Source organism: Mesorhizobium sp. M1078, from assembly GCF_040318615.1.
Classification (GTDB): domain Bacteria; phylum Pseudomonadota; class Alphaproteobacteria; order Rhizobiales; family Rhizobiaceae; genus Mesorhizobium.
The window spans coordinates 435,640-453,687 of the sequence record NZ_JAMYMP010000001.1 but is presented as its reverse complement, the minus strand read 5'-3'; the positions used below and the strand labels follow the sequence as shown (position 1 = coordinate 453,687).

Below are 18,048 nucleotides of genomic sequence, written 5' to 3'. Positions count from 1 at the left end.
CGATCAGCGGATGCGGTGTTCGGTCGCCGGATCGAAGAACACGGCCTTGGTCAGGTTGAAGGCGAGCGGCGTGCTGGTGCCCGGCTGGATGTTGGCGTCGGCCCGCAACCGCGCCACCACGCCCTTGCCGCCGAGATTGGTCACCGCGAAAGTATCGGACCCCGCCGGCTCGACCACTTCGATGTGCAGGTCGGCAGTGGCAATGTTGGAGGCGTTGCGTTCCGCACCTTCCGGATCGGTCAGCGCTTCCGGGCGCACGCCGAAGATGATCGGCTTGCCCTGGAACGCCGACAGGCCCGCCGGCGCATTGGCCATCGGCAGCGTAATGGGCTCGCGCGCCTCGCGCTCCAACACGACGGACAGCGCATTGCCCGATGTAGCAATGGTCGCCGGGATCAGGTTCATCGCCGGGGAACCCATGAAGTCGGCGACGAACAAATTGGTCGGATTGTTGTAGATTTCGGCCGGGGTGCCGAACTGCTGTACTTCGCCGTCGCGCATGACGGCGATCTTGGTCGCCAGTGTCATCGCCTCGATCTGGTCGTGGGTGACGTAGACGATGGTTGTGCCGGTGGTGGCATGCAGGCGCTTGATCTCGATGCGCATGTCAACGCGCAATTTGGCGTCGAGGTTGGACAAAGGCTCGTCGAACAGGAACAGCTTGGGGTCGCGCACCAGCGCCCGGCCCATGGCGACGCGCTGGCGCTGGCCGCCGGAAAGCTGGCTCGGCTTGCGCTGCAGGAGGTGGCCGATCTGCAGGACCTTGGCCACCTTGTCGATCGCCTTTTGGCGTTCGTCGGCCGGCACGCCGCGCATCTCCATGCCGAAGGAGATGTTTCCGGCCACCGTCATGTTCGGATAGAGCGCATAGCTCTGGAACACCATGGCGATGTCGCGCTTGGATGGGTGCAGATCGTTGATGGCGCGGCCGTCGACGCGGATTTCGCCCTCGGTGATCTGCTCCAGGCCGGCAATCGTGTTGAGCAAGGTGGACTTGCCGCAGCCGGACGGGCCGACCAGCACCAGGAAGCCGCCCTTTTCGAGCTCGACATCGATGCCCTTCAGGATCTCGACATTCCCGAAGCGCTTCTTCAGCCCATCAATTTCCAGAAAAGCCATGGTCGTTCCTTCCGAATTGATCAGCCCTTGACCGCGCCAGCCATCAGCCCGCGCACGAAATAGCGGCCGGCGACGACATAGACGATCAGAGTGGGCAGAGCCGCGATCATCGCGGCCGCCATGTTGACGTTGTATTCGACGACGCCGGTCGACGTGTTGACGACGTTGTTGAGCGCCACCGTCATCGGCATGGAGTCGCCTGTGCCGGCGTAAGCCGAAGCGAACAGGAAGTCGTTCCAGATGTTGGTGAACTGGTAGATGACGGTGACGACGAAGATCGGCATCGAGTTCGGCAGCATGATGCGGCGGAAGATCTGGAAGAAGGAGGCGCCGTCGATCTGCGCCGCCTTGATCAGTTCGTTCGGGAACGCCTCGTAATAGTTGCGGAAAAACAGCGTGGTGAAGCCGATGCCGTAGACGACATGGACGAAGACCAGGTTGACCGTCGGATTGCCGAGACCGAAACTCGTACCCGTCGCATTCTGCAGCTTCACGCCGAAACGTCCCAGGCTGCCGAGGATGGTCGCCATCGGCAGCAGCACCGACTGGAACGGAATGAAGCAGGCAAACAGCATCAGCCCGAACACCAGCGTGGCGCCGCGAAAACGCCATTTGGTCAAGACGTAGCCGTTGAGCGCGCCGAGCATGGTCGAGATCAGTACGGCTGGAACCACCATCTTGATCGAGTTCCAGAAATAGCCCTTGATGCCGGCGCAGGTGAGGCCGACGCAGGTCTCGCCCCAGGCCTTCAGCCACGGGTCGAAGGTCGGCGCCGTGGGCAACGCCAGCATGTTGCCGTTCTGGATCTCGTCCATGGTCTTGAACGAGGTCACCAGCATAACGAACAGCGGCATCAGATAAAACAGCGCAAACAGCGCTAGAAGCCCGTAGATGACGATGCGGTTGAGGGTCTTGGTGCTCATGCCGCCGGAGGCCTTTTGGGAAGCAGCGGGGCGGGCAGGGGTGGCGACAGCGCTCATCGCGGCTTCTCCCTGAGTTCCGAATAGAGATAAGGCACGATGATGGCAACGATGGTCATCAGCATGATCACGGCACTGGCCGAGCCGACAGCCATTTCGTTGCGCTTGAACGTGTACTCATACATGAAGTTGGACGGCAGCCAGGCCGAGCCACCGGGGCCGCCGCTGGTCAGCGCCACCACCAGATCGTACGACTTGATGGCGAGGTGGGCGAGCACGATGAAGGCCGACAGGAAGATTGGCCGCAGCAGCGGAATGACGATGCGGCGATAGAGCTGGAAGGTGGTGGCACCGTCGATCTGCGCCGCCTTCATGATCTCGCCGTCAATGCCGCGCAGGCCGGCCAGGAACATCGCCATGATGAAGCCGGAGGCCTGCCAGACGCCGGCAATGACCACCGTGTAGATGACGAAATCCTTGTTCTTGATCCAGTCGAAATGGAAGCTCGTCCAGCCCCACTGATGCAGGGTCTGCTCAAGACCGAGGCCCGGGTCGAGGAACCATTTCCAGGCGACGCCGGTGACGATGAAGGAGAGCGCCATCGGGTAGAGATAGATCGGCCGCAACACGCCTTCGCCGCGAATCTTCTGGTCGAGCAGGATGGCCAGGAACAGGCCGAGCGCCAGGCAGATGGCGATGTAGAGAAAGCCAAAAATGCCCATATTGACGATCGACGTGTACCAGCTCGATGGCGGGTCGGAGTCGAACGTCCAGCCCCACAGCCGTAGATACGCGCGTGGTCCGGTAATGACATAGGTCGGGAAGGTCTTGGAATTGGTGAAGGACAGATAGACAGTCCACAGGATAAAGCCATAGACGAAGACGATGGTGATGGCGAAGCTCGGCGCCAGCACGATCTTCGGCAGCGCGTCCTGCAATCGCGCGCGCACGGAGGGGCGAGACCGCTCGGGTGTCAGCTTGATCTGGGTCGTCGCTACACTGCTCATGAGGCTCCTCCCGTTAGGGTCGTCCGTGCTCTGCCGTCAGGAGGCAAGGCGGCCCCGTGCATACGGGTCTCTGGTCGGCATGGTGTTCAAGAGGGTTTCACCGTTTCACGGAAACGGCGAACCTCTCTAACTCTTTCTTTTACGCAATTCCGGCCGGAAAACCGCTCACACTTTTCCTGGAATTGCGCCAGCCGGCCAATCCTGAGGCGAACCTTCCCCGCCGAAGCGGGAAAGGTGTCTTGCTGGCCAGGGCTTACTTGGCGTCGTCGATTGCCTTGACCAGTTCGGTCACGGCTTCGTCCGAGGTCTTGATCTGACCGTGGACGAACTTCGAAACGACGTCCTTGTAGGCATTGGCGACTGCCGGAGGCGCGCCATAGCCCTGGGCAAGCGAGCCGAACAGCGTGCCGCCTTCGTTGGCAGCCTTCAGGTCGGCGATGCCCTTCTTGCCGCACGCGTCGAAGTCGGTGTCCGGAACGTCGGTACGGGCGGGAACCGAACCCTTGACGACGTTGAAGGCCGACTGGAAGCTCTTCGACAGGGTGGCGGTGGCCAACGCGACCTGGGCGGCCTTGCGGTCGTCCGGAACGTTGAACATGCCGAACATGTCGGAGTTGTAGACCACCGAGCCTTCCGTGCCCGGGAAGCGATAGCACAGGAAGTCGGTGCCCGGCGTTTTCTTGGCGGCGTTGAACTCGCCCTTGGCCCAATCACCCATCACCTGCACCAGGGCATCGCCCTTGATGACCATGGCGGTGGCAAGGTTCCAGTCGCGGCCCGAAAAGTTCGGGTCGACATAGGTGACGAGCTTGGCGAGGTTATCGAACGACTTCTTCATCGTGTCCGACTTGAGGGACTCGTCGTCGAGGTCGTTGAAGGCCTTCTTGTAGAACTCAGGTCCGCCGGTCGACAGCACGACCGAGTCGAACATGGTGGCCTCCTGCCAGTTCTGGCCGCCAAGGGCGAGCGGGATGACGCCAGCCGCCTTGGCTTTGTCGAGCAGGGCGACGAAGTCGTCGAAGGTCTTTGGCTCGGTGCCGCCGATCTTGTCCATCACCGCCTTGTTGATCCACAGCCAGTTGACGGAGTGGACGTTGACTGGAGCAGCGACCCACTTGCCGTCGTAGACGGAGAACTTCTGCAGGGCTGCCGGAACCGACTTGTCCCAGCCTTCCTTCTTCGCCGTCTCGGTCAGGTCGCCCATCACGCCGGCCGCCGCATAGTCGAGCACGGTGTAGCCGAGCATCTGCGACGCGGTCGGGTAATTGCCGGCCGCGACCATCGCCTTCAGCGCAGTCATGGCGGCGTCGCCGCCACCACCGGCCACCGGCACGTCCTTCCAGGCATAGCCTTCCTTGGCAAGGTCGCCCTTGAGGACGTTGAGAGCAGCCGCTTCGCCGCCCGACGTCCACCAATGCAGCATCTGCACTTCCTTGACGTCCTCGGCATGGGCCGAGAAAGCAAAGGCCGTCGCAAGAGCCGTTCCGATAAGCAGTTTGCGCAACATGTACTACCTCCCTTGTTGCATTACACGACCGGTGGAAGCCCACCGGGTTCTTCCAAACTCAGCCGACCCACCAACCGGTGCGCTGGCCGCGATGAAACTGGATTGTCTTTTCCTCGGTATAATCCTCGACAGCGCGTTTGCCGAGTTCGCGTCCGATGCCGGACTGCTTGTAGCCCCCGAATGGCAACTCGGGAAAGCCTTCCATGAATGTGTTCACCCAAACGGTCCCCGAACGCACACCACGCGCCACCGACATACAAGTGTCGATGCTGGCGCTCCACACCCCTGCAGACAGACCATAGGGCGTGTTGTTGGCGATGTGCAACGCCTTTTCAATCGATCCAAAAGTCAGCACGGAGAGCACCGGGCCGAACACTTCCTCGCGCGCAATAGCCATGTCTTCGGTAACGCCGCGGATGATGGTCGGATCGAGATACTGGCCGGCATTGGACGCCAGCTGGCCGCCACCGCAATAGACATTGCTGCCGTCTTTTGCTGCCGCCGCGACGTAACCCGCCACCTTGGTCAGATGGTCGGCTGATATCATCGCGCCAACCTTGGTTCGGTTATCGAGTGGGTCGCCGACCGTGACCTTGGCGGTCAGGGTCTTGACGGTGGCGAGGAAATCGTCGGCGATGGCTTCATGCACGATCAGCCGACTGCCGGCATTGCAGCATTCGCCGGCGTTGAAGAAGCCGCCGAACACTGCTGCGTCAGCGGCCGCCTCGAGATCGGCATCGGGGAAGACGATCTGGCCGTTCTTGCCGCCGAGCTCCATCGAGACTTTCTTCAGCGACTGCGCGGCGGAAGCCATGGTCATCTTGCCGACGCGGGTCGAGCCGGTGAACGACACCATTTCCACCAGCGGATGGCTGACCATCGGCCCCCCGACATCGGCGCCGAGGCCGGCCAGGATGTTGACGACGCCCGCGGGCAGGCCGGCCTGCATCAGGATGTCGCCGAGCACGAAGGTCGAGGCCGAGGTCATTTCGCTCGGCTTGACCACCGCGGTGCAGCCGGCGGCGAGCGCGAAGGGCAATTTCTGGCTGACGATCAGGAACGGGAAGTTCCACGGGGTGATGATCGAGACGACGCCGATCGGCTCGCGCAGGACGACGCCCAGCATGGCGTCGCCGAGATTGGCGTAGCTCTCGCCGTGCAGCGTGCGGGCGAGCGAGGCGGCATAACGCCAGATGTCGACGGCGCCGCCGATCTCGCTACGCGCCTGGGCGATCGGCTTGCCGGATTCCAGCGCATCGAGTCGGGCGATGTCTTCGAGCTGGGCCTCGATCAGGTCGGCCGTCTTGAGCAGGATGGCTGCGCGCTCGGCCGCCTTCGTGCGCGGCCACGGGCCGGTCTCGAATGCCTTGTGCGCGGCCTGCATGGCCGCCTCCACCTCGGCCTCGCCGGCCTGCGCATAGCGCGAAACGGTGAAGCCGTGGCCGGGGCTGTTGCGCTCAAGCGTGCGGCCGTCGCGAGCATCGACATGCTTGCCGTCGATCAGCAGCTTGTAGGCCTTCGGCGCCTTGGACGCCTCGGCCGGCATGGAAATGTTGAGCGGTGCGTTCATCATGATTTCTCTAGTATCTCGAAAAGGCCGGCTTCTGCTTGGCTTTGAATGCGCTGACGCCGGCTTTGAGATCGCCGGTCAGCGCAATGAAGCCGCTGGCGAGCGCCTCGGTCGCGGCGGCACTTTCCTCGCCTTCGGCCACCGCGATCATCAACTTGGCGGCTTCGGTCGCGAGCGGCCCGCGCTCGGCGATCTTTTCGGCCCACGCCTTGGCCTCGGCCAGCGCCTGGCCGGTTTCGACCACGCGGTCGACGATGCCGAGTCTGAGCGCCTCGGGGGCGAGGAAAACCTCACCGCCGAGCGCCATGCGGCGTACGATTTGCGCGCCAAAGCGGCGCACCGCGCGCTGCGTGCCGGACCAGCCGGGCACGACGCCGATCGATGTCTCGGGGAAGCCGAGCTTCACCCGTGTTTCCGCGACACGGAAGTCGCAGGCCACCGCCAGTTCCAGCCCGCCGCCCAGCGCATGGCCGGAGAGCACGGCGATGGTCGGCTGCCTCAGCCTGGCCAGCCGGTCGAAGACGCGGTGGCCATAACGCACCCATTGCACCTGGAAATCGGCGGCGCTCATTTGCGCCCAGGCCTCGACATCACCGCCGGCGCAAAAGCCCTTGCCTTCACCGCGGACCAGCACGACGCGCACGCCTTCAGCCATTTCGGCTTCGTCGAGCGCTGCCTCCAGCGCGCGCAGCATCGGAATGTCCAGAGCGTTGAATTTTTCCGGCCGGCGCAGCGTGACGATGCCGATGGCGCCGTCCTGTTCGAAGGTGACGAGGCGCTCAGCCATGCGCGCCTCCGAGCGAAGCGCCGCCATTGAGCGACAGGCCGATCGGCCGATCCTGGTACAGCGCCGCCGGTGTCACCTTGAGGTCGTTGGCGACGCCGAGCGGTGTTTCGGACTGAGCCAACACATCGCGCTCGAGGTCGACGCCCGGCGCAAGTTCCGTCACCATCAGGCCGTCCGGCGTCAGCTTCATCACGCAACGCTCGGTGATGTAGGTGATGTCCTGCCCTTGTGCGACGGCGCGCTTGCCTGAGAAGGAGATGTGTTCGACCTCGTTGACCACCTTCTTGACCTTGCCTTCCGCATCGATGCGGATGCCGCCATCGGCGAGCGACAGTTTTGCGCCGGCATTGAAGAAGCCGGAGAAGACGATCTTTTTCGCCCGTGCCGTGATGTCGACAAAGCCGCCGGCCCCGGCTGTGACATGTGGCCGGGCCGAGAGTTTCGACACGTTGACGGAGCCATGGCGGTCGATCTGCAAGAAGGAGAGCAGCGAGGCATCGAAGCCGCCGGCCTGGAAATAGATGAACTGGTGCGGCGAGGGCATGATCGCCTCGGCGTTGGAAGCGCAGCCGAACTTGAAGTCGAGCAGCGGCACGCCGCCGACGGCGCCCTGCTCGATCACCCAGGTGACCTTGCCGTGCTGGCCTTCCTCGAGAAGGATACGCGGCACGTTTGCCGAGATGCCGAAGCCGATATTGACGGCCATGCCATCGCGCAACTCCATGGCGACGCGGCGCGCGATTACTTTCTGGACGTTCATCTCGGCGTTGCGAAAGCTTGACAGCGGGCGGAAGATCTCGCCCGAAATCGCCGGGTCGTAAGGCGTCAGCGTCGTCTGCAACTGGTCCGGCGCCACCACGATGTGGTCTACCAGCACGCCGGGCACGCGCACGTCATGCGGCCTCAGCGTGCCGTTCTCGACGACGCGCTTGACCTGCGCAATGACGATGCCGCCATTGTTGCGCGCGGCGAGCGCCTGTTCGAGGCCGCCGAGATAGGCGCCTTCATGTTCATAGGTCAGGTTGCCGCGCTCGTCGGCGGTGGTGGCGCGGATGATCGAAATGTCAGGCACGATCGAGCGGAAATAGAGCCATTCCTCGCCGTCGAACTGCTGCACCGAGACGATCGGTTCGCTTGCCGCCGCGTTCATGGCGCAGCCCTGGTGGCGCGGGTCGGCAAAAGTGTCGAGGCCGACCTTGGTCAGCACGCCCGGCCGCTTGGCGGCGGCCTCGCGGTGCATGTCGAACAGGATGCCGGAGGGCACGTTGTAGGCGGCGACCGAATTGTCGCCGATCATCTTCCATATCTGCGGCGGCTCGGACGAGGAGGGGCCTGAGGGATAGGAGCCGCAGAGCGTGCGCTTCAACAAGCCGGGCTTGGCCAGATGGTCGATGCCCTTGATGCCATACATGTCGCCGGCGGCGATGGGGTGCAGCGTGGTGATGTCTTTGGGATGGCCTTCGGCGTCGAAGCGCTCGCCGATGGCGGCCAGCACGGCATCCGGGCAGCCGAGGCCGCTCGACGACGAGACGGAGACGGTCATGCCGTCCTTGATCAGGCTTGCTGCTTCAGCGGCGGAGACGAGCTTGCTCACGCGACACCTTTCGGATCGATAGTGACGGCCTTGCCGGATTTTGCCGACTGCAACGCTGCTTCGGCCGACGCCAGGGACCAGACGCCGTCCTCGCCGGTGGCGGAGGGCTGGCCTTCTCCACGCATGGCCGCATGGAACTGGCGCAGCGACCTGACGTAGAGGTCTTCGCGGTCGAAGCTCAGTTCCTCCTCGCCTTTGGCGGTGCGTAGCAGCACCGAGCCGACTGGCTTCTGCGTCATCACATTTTTTGCGATCAGCGAACCTTCGGAACCATGCACCTCAAAGCCGGTATCGGCGAACTTGGTTGTGAAGCCTTCATGCGACTGGGCGATGATGCCCGACCCGAAGCGCCAGATGCACATGGCGCCGTCTTCCAGCCCGCTGCTGGCCATGCCGGCCAACTGGGTGAAGGCCGAAATCTCGACCGGGTCGTCGCCGAGCACGAAGCGCAGCGTGTCGGCATCATGCACGGTGATGTCGAGCACCACGCCGCCGCCGGCCTCAGGCTTGGTAATGCGCCAGCCCTGCAGGTTTTCCGGCAAATAGACGGAATGGAAGACGCGCGCGGCAATCGGCTTGCCGATATGGCCGGCTGATATGGCGTCGCGCATGGCGCGGTGGGCGCCGGCATTGCGCAGATGATGATTGGTGCCAAGCACGACACCGGCTTCCTTGGCGGCGGCGACCATTGTGCGCGCGTCGGCGCTGTTCAGCGCCAGCGGCTTTTCGCACAGAACATGCTTTCCCGCCTTGATCGCAGCCAATGCCTGTTCGAGATGCAGTTCATTGGTGGTCGAGATGTAGACGGCGTCGATTTCGGCGCCGAGCAAATCGTCCAGCGTCGAGACGGCAAGCGGAATATTCTGTTCCGCGGCATAAGTCTTGGCGCGCTGCGGACTGGAGCTCATCACCGCCGCGATCTCGCCACCCTCTTGCGCGCGGATGGCGTTGATCATGAACTGTTTGGCGATCGTGCTGGCGCCGATCAGTCCCCATTTGACGCTCATGCCGCGTCTCCCATTCCTGCTGATGTGTCCTGGGCGCCGCGATCGGGACCGCAGCTGTCCCTGACGACCAGATTGACGGCGCCGATATGGTCCTCGGCATGCGTGATGCGCGACTGGATCATCTTCAGCATGACGTGGGCGGCGCGTTCGCCGAGGCCGGGTGTGTCCACCGAGACGCTGGTCAGCGCCGGCATATAATGCTCGGCCTCGACCACGTCGTCGAAGCCGACGACGGCGAAATCCGCGCCGGGCTCCAGCCCGCGCTTGCGCAGCGCCAGCATGACGCCGAAGGCGACGGCGTCGTTGAAGCACAGCGCCGCCGTCGGCGGCTCGGCCATGGCAAGGGCGGTTTCCAGGCAGGCGATGCCGCCCCTGCGGCTGGTCTCGCCTTCGACGACAAGCACCTCGCGCCTGGCCATGCCCAATGTCTCGCAAGCTTCACGAAAACCGCCCAGGCGCTCCTGATAGACGACCAGGTCGGAGGTGCCGCCAAAGAAGGCCAGCCGGCGATGGCCCTTGCCGATCAGATGGGCGGCGGCGAGATACGCGCCGCGGTGGTTGTCAGGAGCGATCACCGGGATGCGGCTGTCCGGCAGGCGGCGCATGGCGAAGACGACCGGCACGCCCGCCATCTCGAGGCGACGGAAGGCGCCCGGCGTGGTGCCGCGCGCCGGTGACACGATCAGGCCTGCGACGCCCTGTTCCATCAGCGACTTCAGCACTTCTTCCTGGCGCACCGGGTTCTCCGCGGTGTTGGCGATGAAGGGCACGATGCCGGCTGACTGGAAGACGCGCTCCATGCCGACCGCCAGCTCGGCGAAAAAGGGGTTGGTGAGATCGTTGATGACCATGCCGATGACGTTGGAATGGGCTTTGCGCAGATTGGCGGCGCCGCGGTTGTAGACATAGCCGACATCCTCGATCGCCTTGCGAACCTTGACCGCGGTTTCAGGCCGGATCAGCCCTGAGCCTTGCAGCACAAGCGACACCGTCGATTTGGACACACCAGCCTCGCGGGCGATGTCCAGGATCGTTGCCTTGGCCCGGCTGGCCATGTCGGTGGTTTCCTCCGCCTGAAGAAAATCTATTGGAACGTTCTAATCACTCTGCCAAACGAGAGTCAATCGGGATTCTTGCGGAGATCGAAAAGGTGATGAATGTGGTTGCTAGCAAGACTCTTAGCCTTCTTCAACGTTTGGGCCGGTTCAATCGCCGGAATCATAAAGTTCCTTGATTTATTGGAACGTTCCATTTATAGGATGCCGAAAACGGAGGTTGCCATGGATATCACCCTGCCTACGCAGAATGGCGGCCGCGTCAGCTACAAGCTCGCGGGCAGTCCGGTCGAGCCCGTAATCGGTGCGGTTTTCCCGCGCATCGCCTATGCCGCGGCCCATGTCGTCGCCGACCCTTTCGCGATGACCGACCCCTGGTCGAAGCCTGCGGTCGACTGGGACAAGACGATGGCGTTTCGGCATCATTTGTGGCGGCTTGGCTTCCGCATCGCCGAGGCGATGGACACCTCGCAGCGCGGCATGGGTTTCGACTGGGCGAATGCGCAGGAATTGATCCGGCGCTCGATCGCCGAGGCGCGCAGCGTCGAATGCGCAGACCTCGCCTCGGGCGCCGGCACCGATCATCTGGCGCCGGCCAATTCGAGATCACTCGAAGATGTGATCGCCGCCTATGAGGAGCAGTTCGCTTTCATTGAAGGCGAGGGCGGCAAGGCGATCATGATGGCCAGCCGGGCGCTGGCAGCGGTCGCAAAGGGTCCGGACGACTATATCAGGGTCTACGATCGCATCCTCAGCCAGGCATCCGGCAAGGTCATCCTGCACTGGCTGGGCGACATGTTCGATCCTGCACTGAAAGGTTATTGGGGCAGCGGCAATTTCGAGGCCGCGCTCGACACCGTCGTCGCCATCATCGAGCGTCATGCCGGCAAGGTCGAGGGGATAAAGATTTCCCTGCTCGATGCCGGCAAGGAAGTTGCCTTGCGCAACCGGTTGCCGGAAGGCGTCGTCATGTTCACCGGCGACGATTTCAACTATCCCGAACTGATTGCCGGCGACGGGAAGCGGCACTCGCACGCCTTGCTCGGCATATTCGACGCCATCGCGCCGGTCGCCAGTGCGGCGCTCGCGAAACTGGCTGACGGCGACCGCGCCGGCTTTGACGCGCTGATGGCGCCGACAGTGCCGTTGTCGCGCAAGATCTTCGAGGCGCCGACGGAGTATTACAAGGCCGGCATCGTCTTCATTGCCTGGCTCAACGGCCATCAGGACCATTTCGCCATGGTCGGCGGCATGCAGTCGGCGCGCGGCATCCTGCACTATGCCGACATCTTCCGCCTTGCCGACCAGGCAGGGTTGCTCGCCGATCCCGAGCTTGCGCTGGCCAGGATGAAGCATTTCTGCGCGGTTGCAGGTGCCTGAGAACGACACAATCGCTGGCTGAAACCTGTCCCCCGTATGGGGGATTTGCGTTCTCGCGCCAAATCTGTATTCGGTTGCCGGGATTGGATGCGGACGGAGCGGCAATGACGGAAAAAGTGGCGCTCATCACCGGGGTTACCGGGCAGGACGGGGCCTATCTCGCAGAATTGCTTCTGCAGAAGGGCTATATTGTCCATGGCGTCAAACGCCGCTCGTCCTCGTTCAACACCGAGCGCGTTGACGACATCTATGTCGATCCGCACGAGCGCGGTGCGCGTTTCTTCCTGCATTATGGCGACCTGACCGACGCGACCAACCTTATTCGCCTGGTGCAGGAGACACAGCCCGGCGAGATCTACAATCTCGGCGCCCAGAGTCATGTCCAGGTGAGTTTCGAGACGCCGGAATACACCGGCAATGCCGATGCGCTGGGAACACTCAGGCTGCTCGAGGCGATCCGCATCCTGCGCCTGGAGAAGTCGGTGCGCTTCTATCAGGCATCGACGTCGGAGCTTTACGGCAAGGCGCGCGAGGTCCCGCAAAGCGAGGCGACGCCCTTCCATCCGCGCTCGCCCTATGCCGCGGCCAAGCTTTACGCCTACTGGATCACGGTCAACTACCGCGAGGCTTACGGCATGTTCGCCGCCAACGGAATCCTGTTCAACCACGAAAGCCCGACACGCGGCGAAACCTTCGTCACCCGCAAGATCACGCGGGCCGTCGCCTCGATCCATCACGGCCTTCAGGCCACGCTCTATCTCGGCAATCTCGACGCCAAGCGTGACTGGGGCCATGCGCGCGACTATGTGGAGGGCATGTGGCGCATTCTGCAGCACAGTGAAGCCGACGATTTCGTGCTGGCGACCGGTGAGGCGCATTCGGTGCGCGAATTCGTCGAACTGGCTTTTGCCGAGACCGGACGCACCATCCGCTGGCAAGGCGAGGGTGTCGATGAAGTCGGTGTCGATGCCGGTTCGGGCACTGTCCTGGTGCGCATCGATCCGCGCTATTTCCGGCCGACCGAGGTCGATCTGCTGCTCGGTGACCCCGCCAAGGCCAAGGCAAGACTTGGCTGGTCGCACACGACCGGCTTCAGGGATCTGGTGACGGAAATGGTGCAGGCCGATCTGGCGCGCGCGGCCGGCGGCACGCGTCAGAACAGCCGTTCTGCGTGAGGCAGGCCGATGGACGCGACATTTGAGCTGAAGGGCAAGCGTGTCTTCGTCGCCGGGCATCGCGGCATGGTCGGTTCGGCCGTCGTGCGCCGGCTGGCGAGCGAGGACTGCGAGATACTCACCATCTCGCGCGACAGGCTCGACCTGCTCGACCAGGCAGGGGTGCAGCGCTGGATGGCCGAGCACAGGCCGGATGCGGTGGTGATGGCGGCCGCCAAGGTCGGCGGTATCCTGGCCAATGACCGGTTCCCGGTCGATTTCCTGCAGGACAATTTGGTCATGCAGGGCAATGTCATCGACGGCGCCTTTCGCAGCGAGGTCGGCAAGCTTTTGTTTCTCGGCTCGTCCTGCATCTATCCAAAGCTCGCGCCGCAGCCGATCAGGGAAGACGCCCTGCTGACCGGGCCGCTCGAGCCGACCAACGAATGGTACGCGATCGCGAAGATCGCCGGGCTGAAACTGTGCCAGGCCTATCGGCGCCAGCATGGGGTCGACTATATCTCGGCGATGCCGGCCAGCCTCTACGGACCGGGTGACAATTTCGACCTGCAGAGCAGCCATGTCGTGCCGGCCCTGATGCGAAAGGCGCATGCGCTGGCGCTGAGCGGCGGCAACAGCCTCAATGTCTGGGGCTCGGGCACGCCACGGCGTGAATTCCTGCATGTCGACGACGCCGCCGATGCCTTGGTCTGGCTGTTGAAGAATTATGCCGGCGACGGCCACGTCAATGTCGGTTCGGGCGAGGATGTCACCATTGCCGAGCTTGCCCAGACCGTCGCATCGGTCGCCGGCGTCGAGGCTAATATCGCCTTCGATACGACCAAGCCAGACGGCACGCCGCGCAAGTTGATGGATGTTTCGCGGCTGTTTGCAACGGGATGGCGCCCGCGCTACGCACTTCGCGGTGGATTGGAACAGACATATGCGTGGTTTCTCAACCATATTGGGAAGGGTGGTGTCCGCCTCGGCGCGGCCTGATTCCAATTTTCCTTGAACCATTTCGCTGCCGCCCGCGACCAAGCGGTGTGTAGCAAACACGGTCCATCAAGGAGAACGTCAATGTTTATCAATCCAAGAAACGCATTTCTCGCCGCCATCGCGGTTTCGGTGCTGGCAGGGTGTCAGACGGCACCGCCGAGGGAATGCGAGAAGACCAAGCCCGGTGTCACCTACAACGGCAAATGCTGCGGCATCGGCACACCGTGCCGTGAAGGCAACAACACCCCTCATGACAAGCCCGACAGGCCCGATCCGCGGCCACAGTGATCCGCGAGCCAGAAACGTCCCGGCACGTGCCGGGACGTTTCGCCCCCGACAGGGCGGACTTACGGATCGGAAGGCCGCTACCCGGTTCCTTGCTGGCCGGCATTTGAATACGAACGGGACGGCGGGGCAGTAGACGATGCGGTCGCGCAGATCGCGCGAAAACTTCCCGCCGGATCTGTACTTCAAGGGGCTGTTCGACTGTTCGAAGGGAAGGTCCCGTAGAAACTCAGATTTCGCTTTCCGTCGATGCGAAGGATGCTACTAAAAAAAATTCGAGATGCTCTTGAACTCATTTGGGGCGCCTCCTAATTCGATTTCCGCTAAGGCCATAAGGCTCGGCAAAAAATGGCGGCGCCGCACAGGGCGGCGTCCTTGTACCCATGTTGCTTCAAGGAGGATGTGGCTATGAGAACCTTTGATACCCTCTATCGGACCACCGTCGGTTTCGACCGGCTTTTCGACATGCTCGACAGCGGCACGCGTCCAGACTGGCCGCCCTATAACATCGAGAAGGTCGACGAGAACGATTACCGTATCTCGATGGCCATCGCAGGCTTCAGCCAGGATGAGGTTGAGCTGACCCAGCATGGACCCGAACTGGTCGTGGTAGGCCAGAAAGCTGATGATCAGAGCGGACGCCAGCTGCTGCACCAGGGCATCGCCTACCGCAGTTTCAGGCAGACGTTCAAGCTTGCCGACCACATGAAGATCAAGGCAGCCAAACTGGAGAATGGCCTCCTCTCGATCGACATTGTCCGCGAGATTCCCGAAGAGCTGAAGCCGCGCCGCATCAGCATCGGCGTGGGCGACACGCCGACGGCCGCCACTCAGATCACGCAAGACACGGACCGCGCGCGTAAAGCCGCGTAATCCTGTCGATCTGTCACACTTTGAACTGCGGGTCCGCCTCCCGGTTTTCGGCCGGGAGGCTGTGATTGCGGAGAAACGAAGATGATCACTGCAGGACGTACTGGCGCGCCTCTGTCGCGCGCCCGCAGTTGGCCTGGACCGCGCAAACCATGAAACTCAATGGTTCGTTCGATTTGGAGGATCATATGAACGATCGGATGTTCGATAGCGCCGTTTTCGTGAAAAGCGGCGACAACCTTGTTCAGGAAATCACGTGTCTCGAGGACGCTCTGGAGTTCCTCTATGAATGGCCGAAGGACAGGCGCGGCCCCATTCACCAAACCGCATTGCGGGCCTGCCAGCGAGCTTTCGATAGCGATTATCCGCTTTCCGCAGCCAGAGACGCGTTCAGCGGTTTTGCGAAAGCAGCCAGAATCCTTGAGGAAGTATCCACGACAATGCCGTGGATGATGGGCAGAGGTGGCGAAGGCGGAGGAGTGACTGCCTAAAGCGCGTCGCGAAACGGATTCATGCGACACGCTTTAAGTCTTTGTTTTGATGCATGTCGTTGTCCCAGAACCGCGGCATACTTCTGGGTGACATGCATCAGGAAAGGAGGTCATGATGCTATCGAAACCTTTTGAAAAGCCAGTCCGGGTGTGGGTGGGATTGGGCTTTCCCCGCCAACTCAACACGGTCGCGGATGCTTATCAATTCGCAGCCGAATGGTGTGGCAACAGCCCGGAGCAGAGAGCTGCTATTCGCGCTTGCAAAGCCGCTCTGATTGGTGATGTGGAACCCGAGACAGCACGAGGCGTCTTCGTCGCGTTCGCTCGCAAGAAGGATATTCTTATGGAGGACGGCATCGAGCCTGCGCCTTCAAGGACGCTAAGTCCGCACCACGTCTAAAGCGCGTCGCGTTTGAACGGACTCAGACGACGCGCTTTAGGTCTTTGTTTTTATGCATGTCGTAGTCTCAAAACCGGGGCCACTTTTGAGCGCCATGCATTAGAATGTCCACAAACACGAGGCGGCTGCCACAAGCGGTGGCCGCCTTACCGGCTAAGTCGTCGAAGGGGTGCGCCAAAAACGGGCTTGGCTAAGTTATTGGAAGGATGGTGGGCGTGACAGGGATTGAACCTGTGACCCCTGCAATGTCAATGCAGTGCTCTCCCGCTGAGCTACACGCCCATCCGAAGCCGCGCATACACCATTTTTGGTCCAGCGCGTCAATAGCCGGAAAAGGGAAAGAAAGGCTCGTTTTGTCGCGCCGCCGACGAAGCGGCGAGATCACACTGTGCGCGCTTCAGGCGGCCTGAAGCATTTTTTCGACCTCATTGACGAGATCGCGCAGGTGGAAGGGCTTGGACAGCACCTTGGCGTCTTTCGGCGCCTTGGAATCGGGGTTGAGCGCGACGGCCGCGAAACCGGTGATGAACATCACCTTCAGGTCGGGATCGATCTCGGTGGCGCGGCGGGCGAGTTCGATGCCGTCCATCTCCGGCATGACGATATCGGTCAGCAGCAGGGAGAAAGGTTCTTCGCGCAGCCGCTCGTAGGCGCTGGCGCCATTGTCGAAATCGCTGACGTGGTAGCCGGCCCGCTCCAGTGCCTTGACCAGGAACCGGCGCATGTCGTCGTCGTCTTCCGCCAGCAGAATGCGTGCCATCTTGTCCCGTCCGAATCACCCCAGCCAAGCCTGCCGTCCGGCAAGCCCGTTAACCATCCTGTATATGAGGAGCTGACGGTAAACATCAAGTGAACGTTGGCGGCATTAATCCTGATTTGACGGGGTTCCTGACATGCCGAAATGCTGGACATGCGGCCGATGAGGTGGCAGTTTCCCATCATGATGCATTGCTGTTTCCGGGTTCGTTCAAATTGACGACGGCAGCCGAAGATTTTTCGGTCGTTCCACCCTTCGAAATCCGATCGGGCGCCGAGCAGCGCGTTCCGTTCGTCTTCAACTCACCGCATAGCGGCCGCTATTATCCAGACCGCTTCCTGGCCATGGCGCGGCTCGACCGCAACGCCATCCGCCGCTCCGAGGATTGCTATGTCGACGAGCTGTTCGGCAGCGCGGTAGTGCTGGGCGCGCCGATGCTGGCGGCGAATTTTCCGCGCGCCTATCTCGACGTCAACCGCGAACCCTGGGAACTCGACCCGCGCATGTTCGCCGAGCCGGTGCCGTCCTTCTGCAACATCCGCTCGGCGCGCGTCGCCGGCGGGCTCGGCACCGTGCCCAAGCTGGTGGGTGAGGGGCTCGACATCTATTCCGGCCGTCTGCCGCTGGCGGAGGCCGTCCAGCGCATAGAGGCGGTCTACAAACCCTATCACGAGACGCTGAAGCGGCTATTGACCAGAACCCATGCCAGGTTCGGCTATGCCGTGCTGATCGACTGCCATTCGATGCCGGCGAGCATCAGGGTGGGCGACAGCGGCCTGCGGCCGGATTTCATCGTCGGCGACCGTTTCGGCATCTCGGCCACGGCGGCCCTGACCGAGACGGCGATCGGCCTGCTCATCGGCATGGGCTACACCGTCGCCCACAACAAACCCTATGCAGGCGGTTTCATCACCGAGCATTACGGCCGGCCGGCGCGCCATCTGCATGCGCTGCAGATCGAGGTCAATCGCGGCCTCTACATGAATGAGCGGACGTTCCAGAAATCGGCCGGCTTCGATGCGCTGGCCGACGATATGGCGCGCTTTTCGGCCGACCTGATGGCTATGCCCGACCACCACTTCATAGACCTGCCGCTGGCCGCCGAATGACACGGAGCGGCGGCTGTTCATGAGATCCCGCGCTGGC

18 protein-coding genes and 1 tRNA gene are annotated in these 18,048 nt (G+C 62.5%); 8 read left to right on the top strand and 11 right to left on the bottom strand.

Annotated elements, in window-relative coordinates; genetic code table 11:
* Positions 1-3 precede the first annotated feature (3 nt).
* The 9 genes from NKH38_RS02280 to NKH38_RS02240 form a co-directional block, all read right to left on the bottom strand.
* A complete protein-coding gene (locus NKH38_RS02280; RefSeq protein WP_023671180.1) occupies positions 4-1,119 on the bottom strand; it encodes an ABC transporter ATP-binding protein in 1,116 nt (371 codons plus the stop codon).
* Positions 1,120-1,139: 20 nt separating this feature from the next.
* Positions 1,140-2,099, bottom strand: coding sequence for a carbohydrate ABC transporter permease (locus NKH38_RS02275; RefSeq protein WP_352758807.1), 960 nt, complete (start codon positions 2,097-2,099; stop codon positions 1,140-1,142).
* Positions 2,096-3,046, bottom strand: coding sequence for a carbohydrate ABC transporter permease (locus NKH38_RS02270; RefSeq protein ID WP_352758803.1), 951 nt, complete (start codon positions 3,044-3,046; stop codon positions 2,096-2,098). Before NKH38_RS02270 ends, NKH38_RS02275 begins: the two co-directional genes overlap by 4 nt.
* A gap of 253 nt (positions 3,047-3,299) precedes the next feature.
* Positions 3,300-4,553: an ABC transporter substrate-binding protein gene (locus NKH38_RS02265; protein ID WP_027049809.1), complete on the bottom strand. Its 1,254-nt coding sequence runs from the start codon at positions 4,551-4,553 to the stop codon at positions 3,300-3,302.
* Positions 4,554-4,611: 58 nt separating this feature from the next.
* Positions 4,612-6,123: an aldehyde dehydrogenase family protein gene (locus NKH38_RS02260; protein WP_352759285.1), complete on the bottom strand. Its 1,512-nt coding sequence runs from the start codon at positions 6,121-6,123 to the stop codon at positions 4,612-4,614.
* 10 nt (positions 6,124-6,133) lie between these two features.
* Positions 6,134-6,910, bottom strand: coding sequence for an enoyl-CoA hydratase/isomerase family protein (locus NKH38_RS02255; RefSeq protein WP_023725197.1), 777 nt, complete (start codon positions 6,908-6,910; stop codon positions 6,134-6,136).
* Complete coding sequence (locus NKH38_RS02250; RefSeq protein WP_352758798.1) at positions 6,903-8,504, bottom strand: acyl CoA:acetate/3-ketoacid CoA transferase; 1,602 nt, start codon at positions 8,502-8,504, stop codon at positions 6,903-6,905. The genes NKH38_RS02255 and NKH38_RS02250 overlap by 8 nt, the downstream gene beginning before the upstream one ends.
* The gene (locus NKH38_RS02245) at positions 8,501-9,511 is read right to left on the bottom strand and encodes a Gfo/Idh/MocA family protein (RefSeq protein WP_352758795.1); all 1,011 of its coding nucleotides are present in this window, start codon (positions 9,509-9,511) and stop codon (positions 8,501-8,503) included. The genes NKH38_RS02250 and NKH38_RS02245 overlap by 4 nt, the downstream gene beginning before the upstream one ends.
* Positions 9,508-10,566 (bottom strand): LacI family DNA-binding transcriptional regulator, encoded by a 1,059-nt coding sequence (locus NKH38_RS02240; protein WP_023733497.1) that lies wholly within the window; start codon positions 10,564-10,566, stop codon positions 9,508-9,510. Before NKH38_RS02240 ends, NKH38_RS02245 begins: the two co-directional genes overlap by 4 nt.
* A 225-nt stretch (positions 10,567-10,791) precedes the next feature.
* On the opposite strand from NKH38_RS02240, the gene NKH38_RS02235 reads away from it, so the two are divergent.
* From NKH38_RS02235 to NKH38_RS02205, 7 genes are all read left to right on the top strand, one after another.
* Positions 10,792-11,946 carry a dihydrodipicolinate synthase family protein gene (locus NKH38_RS02235; protein WP_023804702.1) on the top strand — a complete coding sequence of 385 codons (1,155 nt, stop codon included), beginning with the start codon at positions 10,792-10,794 and terminating at the stop codon, positions 11,944-11,946.
* 104 nt (positions 11,947-12,050) lie between these two features.
* Entirely contained in the window at positions 12,051-13,121 is a 1,071-nt protein-coding gene (gmd, locus tag NKH38_RS02230) for a GDP-mannose 4,6-dehydratase (RefSeq protein ID WP_023804703.1), read from the top strand.
* Between the two features lie 9 nt (positions 13,122-13,130).
* Positions 13,131-14,099, top strand: a complete 969-nt coding sequence (gene fcl / locus NKH38_RS02225; protein WP_023833579.1) for a GDP-L-fucose synthase — start codon at positions 13,131-13,133, stop codon at positions 14,097-14,099.
* Positions 14,100-14,180: 81 nt separating this feature from the next.
* Positions 14,181-14,387: a hypothetical protein gene (locus NKH38_RS02220; RefSeq protein WP_352758790.1), complete on the top strand. Its 207-nt coding sequence runs from the start codon at positions 14,181-14,183 to the stop codon at positions 14,385-14,387.
* 405 nt (positions 14,388-14,792) lie between these two features.
* Positions 14,793-15,257 carry an Hsp20 family protein gene (locus NKH38_RS02215; RefSeq protein WP_023671192.1) on the top strand — a complete coding sequence of 155 codons (465 nt, stop codon included), beginning with the start codon at positions 14,793-14,795 and terminating at the stop codon, positions 15,255-15,257.
* A 185-nt stretch (positions 15,258-15,442) separates the two neighbouring features.
* Positions 15,443-15,745, top strand: a complete 303-nt coding sequence (locus NKH38_RS02210) for a DUF982 domain-containing protein (protein ID WP_023671193.1) — start codon at positions 15,443-15,445, stop codon at positions 15,743-15,745.
* Positions 15,746-15,857: 112 nt separating this feature from the next.
* Positions 15,858-16,145: a DUF982 domain-containing protein gene (locus NKH38_RS02205; RefSeq protein ID WP_245260022.1), complete on the top strand. Its 288-nt coding sequence runs from the start codon at positions 15,858-15,860 to the stop codon at positions 16,143-16,145.
* A gap of 207 nt (positions 16,146-16,352) precedes the next feature.
* On the opposite strand, the gene NKH38_RS02200 is transcribed toward NKH38_RS02205, so the two are convergent.
* Both NKH38_RS02200 and cpdR read right to left on the bottom strand, forming a co-directional pair.
* Positions 16,353-16,427 (bottom strand) — tRNA-Val (locus NKH38_RS02200).
* 115 nt (positions 16,428-16,542) lie between these two features.
* Positions 16,543-16,905 (bottom strand): cell cycle two-component system response regulator CpdR, encoded by a 363-nt coding sequence (cpdR, locus tag NKH38_RS02195; RefSeq protein WP_023671195.1) that lies wholly within the window; start codon positions 16,903-16,905, stop codon positions 16,543-16,545.
* Positions 16,906-17,069: 164 nt separating this feature from the next.
* Between cpdR and NKH38_RS02190 the strand changes: the two genes are divergently transcribed.
* A complete protein-coding gene (locus NKH38_RS02190) occupies positions 17,070-18,011 on the top strand; it encodes an N-formylglutamate amidohydrolase (RefSeq protein WP_023704024.1) in 942 nt (313 codons plus the stop codon).
* Positions 18,012-18,048 lie beyond the last annotated feature (37 nt).

Coding starts and splice junctions, on each gene's coding strand:
- NKH38_RS02275 (WP_352758807.1), bottom strand. CDS start 2,099: ATGAGCGCTGTCGCCACCCCTGCCCGCCCCGCTGCTTCCCAAAAGGCC.
- NKH38_RS02270 (WP_352758803.1), bottom strand. CDS start 3,046: ATGAGCAGTGTAGCGACGACCCAGATCAAGCTGACACCCGAGCGGTCT.
- fcl (WP_023833579.1), top strand. CDS start 13,131: ATGGACGCGACATTTGAGCTGAAGGGCAAGCGTGTCTTCGTCGCCGGG.
- NKH38_RS02265 (WP_027049809.1), bottom strand. CDS start 4,553: ATGTTGCGCAAACTGCTTATCGGAACGGCTCTTGCGACGGCCTTTGCT.
- NKH38_RS02205 (WP_245260022.1), top strand. CDS start 15,858: ATGATGCTATCGAAACCTTTTGAAAAGCCAGTCCGGGTGTGGGTGGGA.
- gmd (WP_023804703.1), top strand. CDS start 12,051: ATGACGGAAAAAGTGGCGCTCATCACCGGGGTTACCGGGCAGGACGGG.
- NKH38_RS02210 (WP_023671193.1), top strand. CDS start 15,443: ATGAACGATCGGATGTTCGATAGCGCCGTTTTCGTGAAAAGCGGCGAC.
- cpdR (WP_023671195.1), bottom strand. CDS start 16,905: ATGGCACGCATTCTGCTGGCGGAAGACGACGACGACATGCGCCGGTTC.
- NKH38_RS02255 (WP_023725197.1), bottom strand. CDS start 6,910: ATGGCTGAGCGCCTCGTCACCTTCGAACAGGACGGCGCCATCGGCATC.
- NKH38_RS02240 (WP_023733497.1), bottom strand. CDS start 10,566: ATGGCCAGCCGGGCCAAGGCAACGATCCTGGACATCGCCCGCGAGGCT.
- NKH38_RS02280 (WP_023671180.1), bottom strand. CDS start 1,119: ATGGCTTTTCTGGAAATTGATGGGCTGAAGAAGCGCTTCGGGAATGTC.
- NKH38_RS02220 (WP_352758790.1), top strand. CDS start 14,181: ATGTTTATCAATCCAAGAAACGCATTTCTCGCCGCCATCGCGGTTTCG.
- NKH38_RS02235 (WP_023804702.1), top strand. CDS start 10,792: ATGGATATCACCCTGCCTACGCAGAATGGCGGCCGCGTCAGCTACAAG.
- NKH38_RS02215 (WP_023671192.1), top strand. CDS start 14,793: ATGAGAACCTTTGATACCCTCTATCGGACCACCGTCGGTTTCGACCGG.
- NKH38_RS02245 (WP_352758795.1), bottom strand. CDS start 9,511: ATGAGCGTCAAATGGGGACTGATCGGCGCCAGCACGATCGCCAAACAG.
- NKH38_RS02260 (WP_352759285.1), bottom strand. CDS start 6,123: ATGAACGCACCGCTCAACATTTCCATGCCGGCCGAGGCGTCCAAGGCG.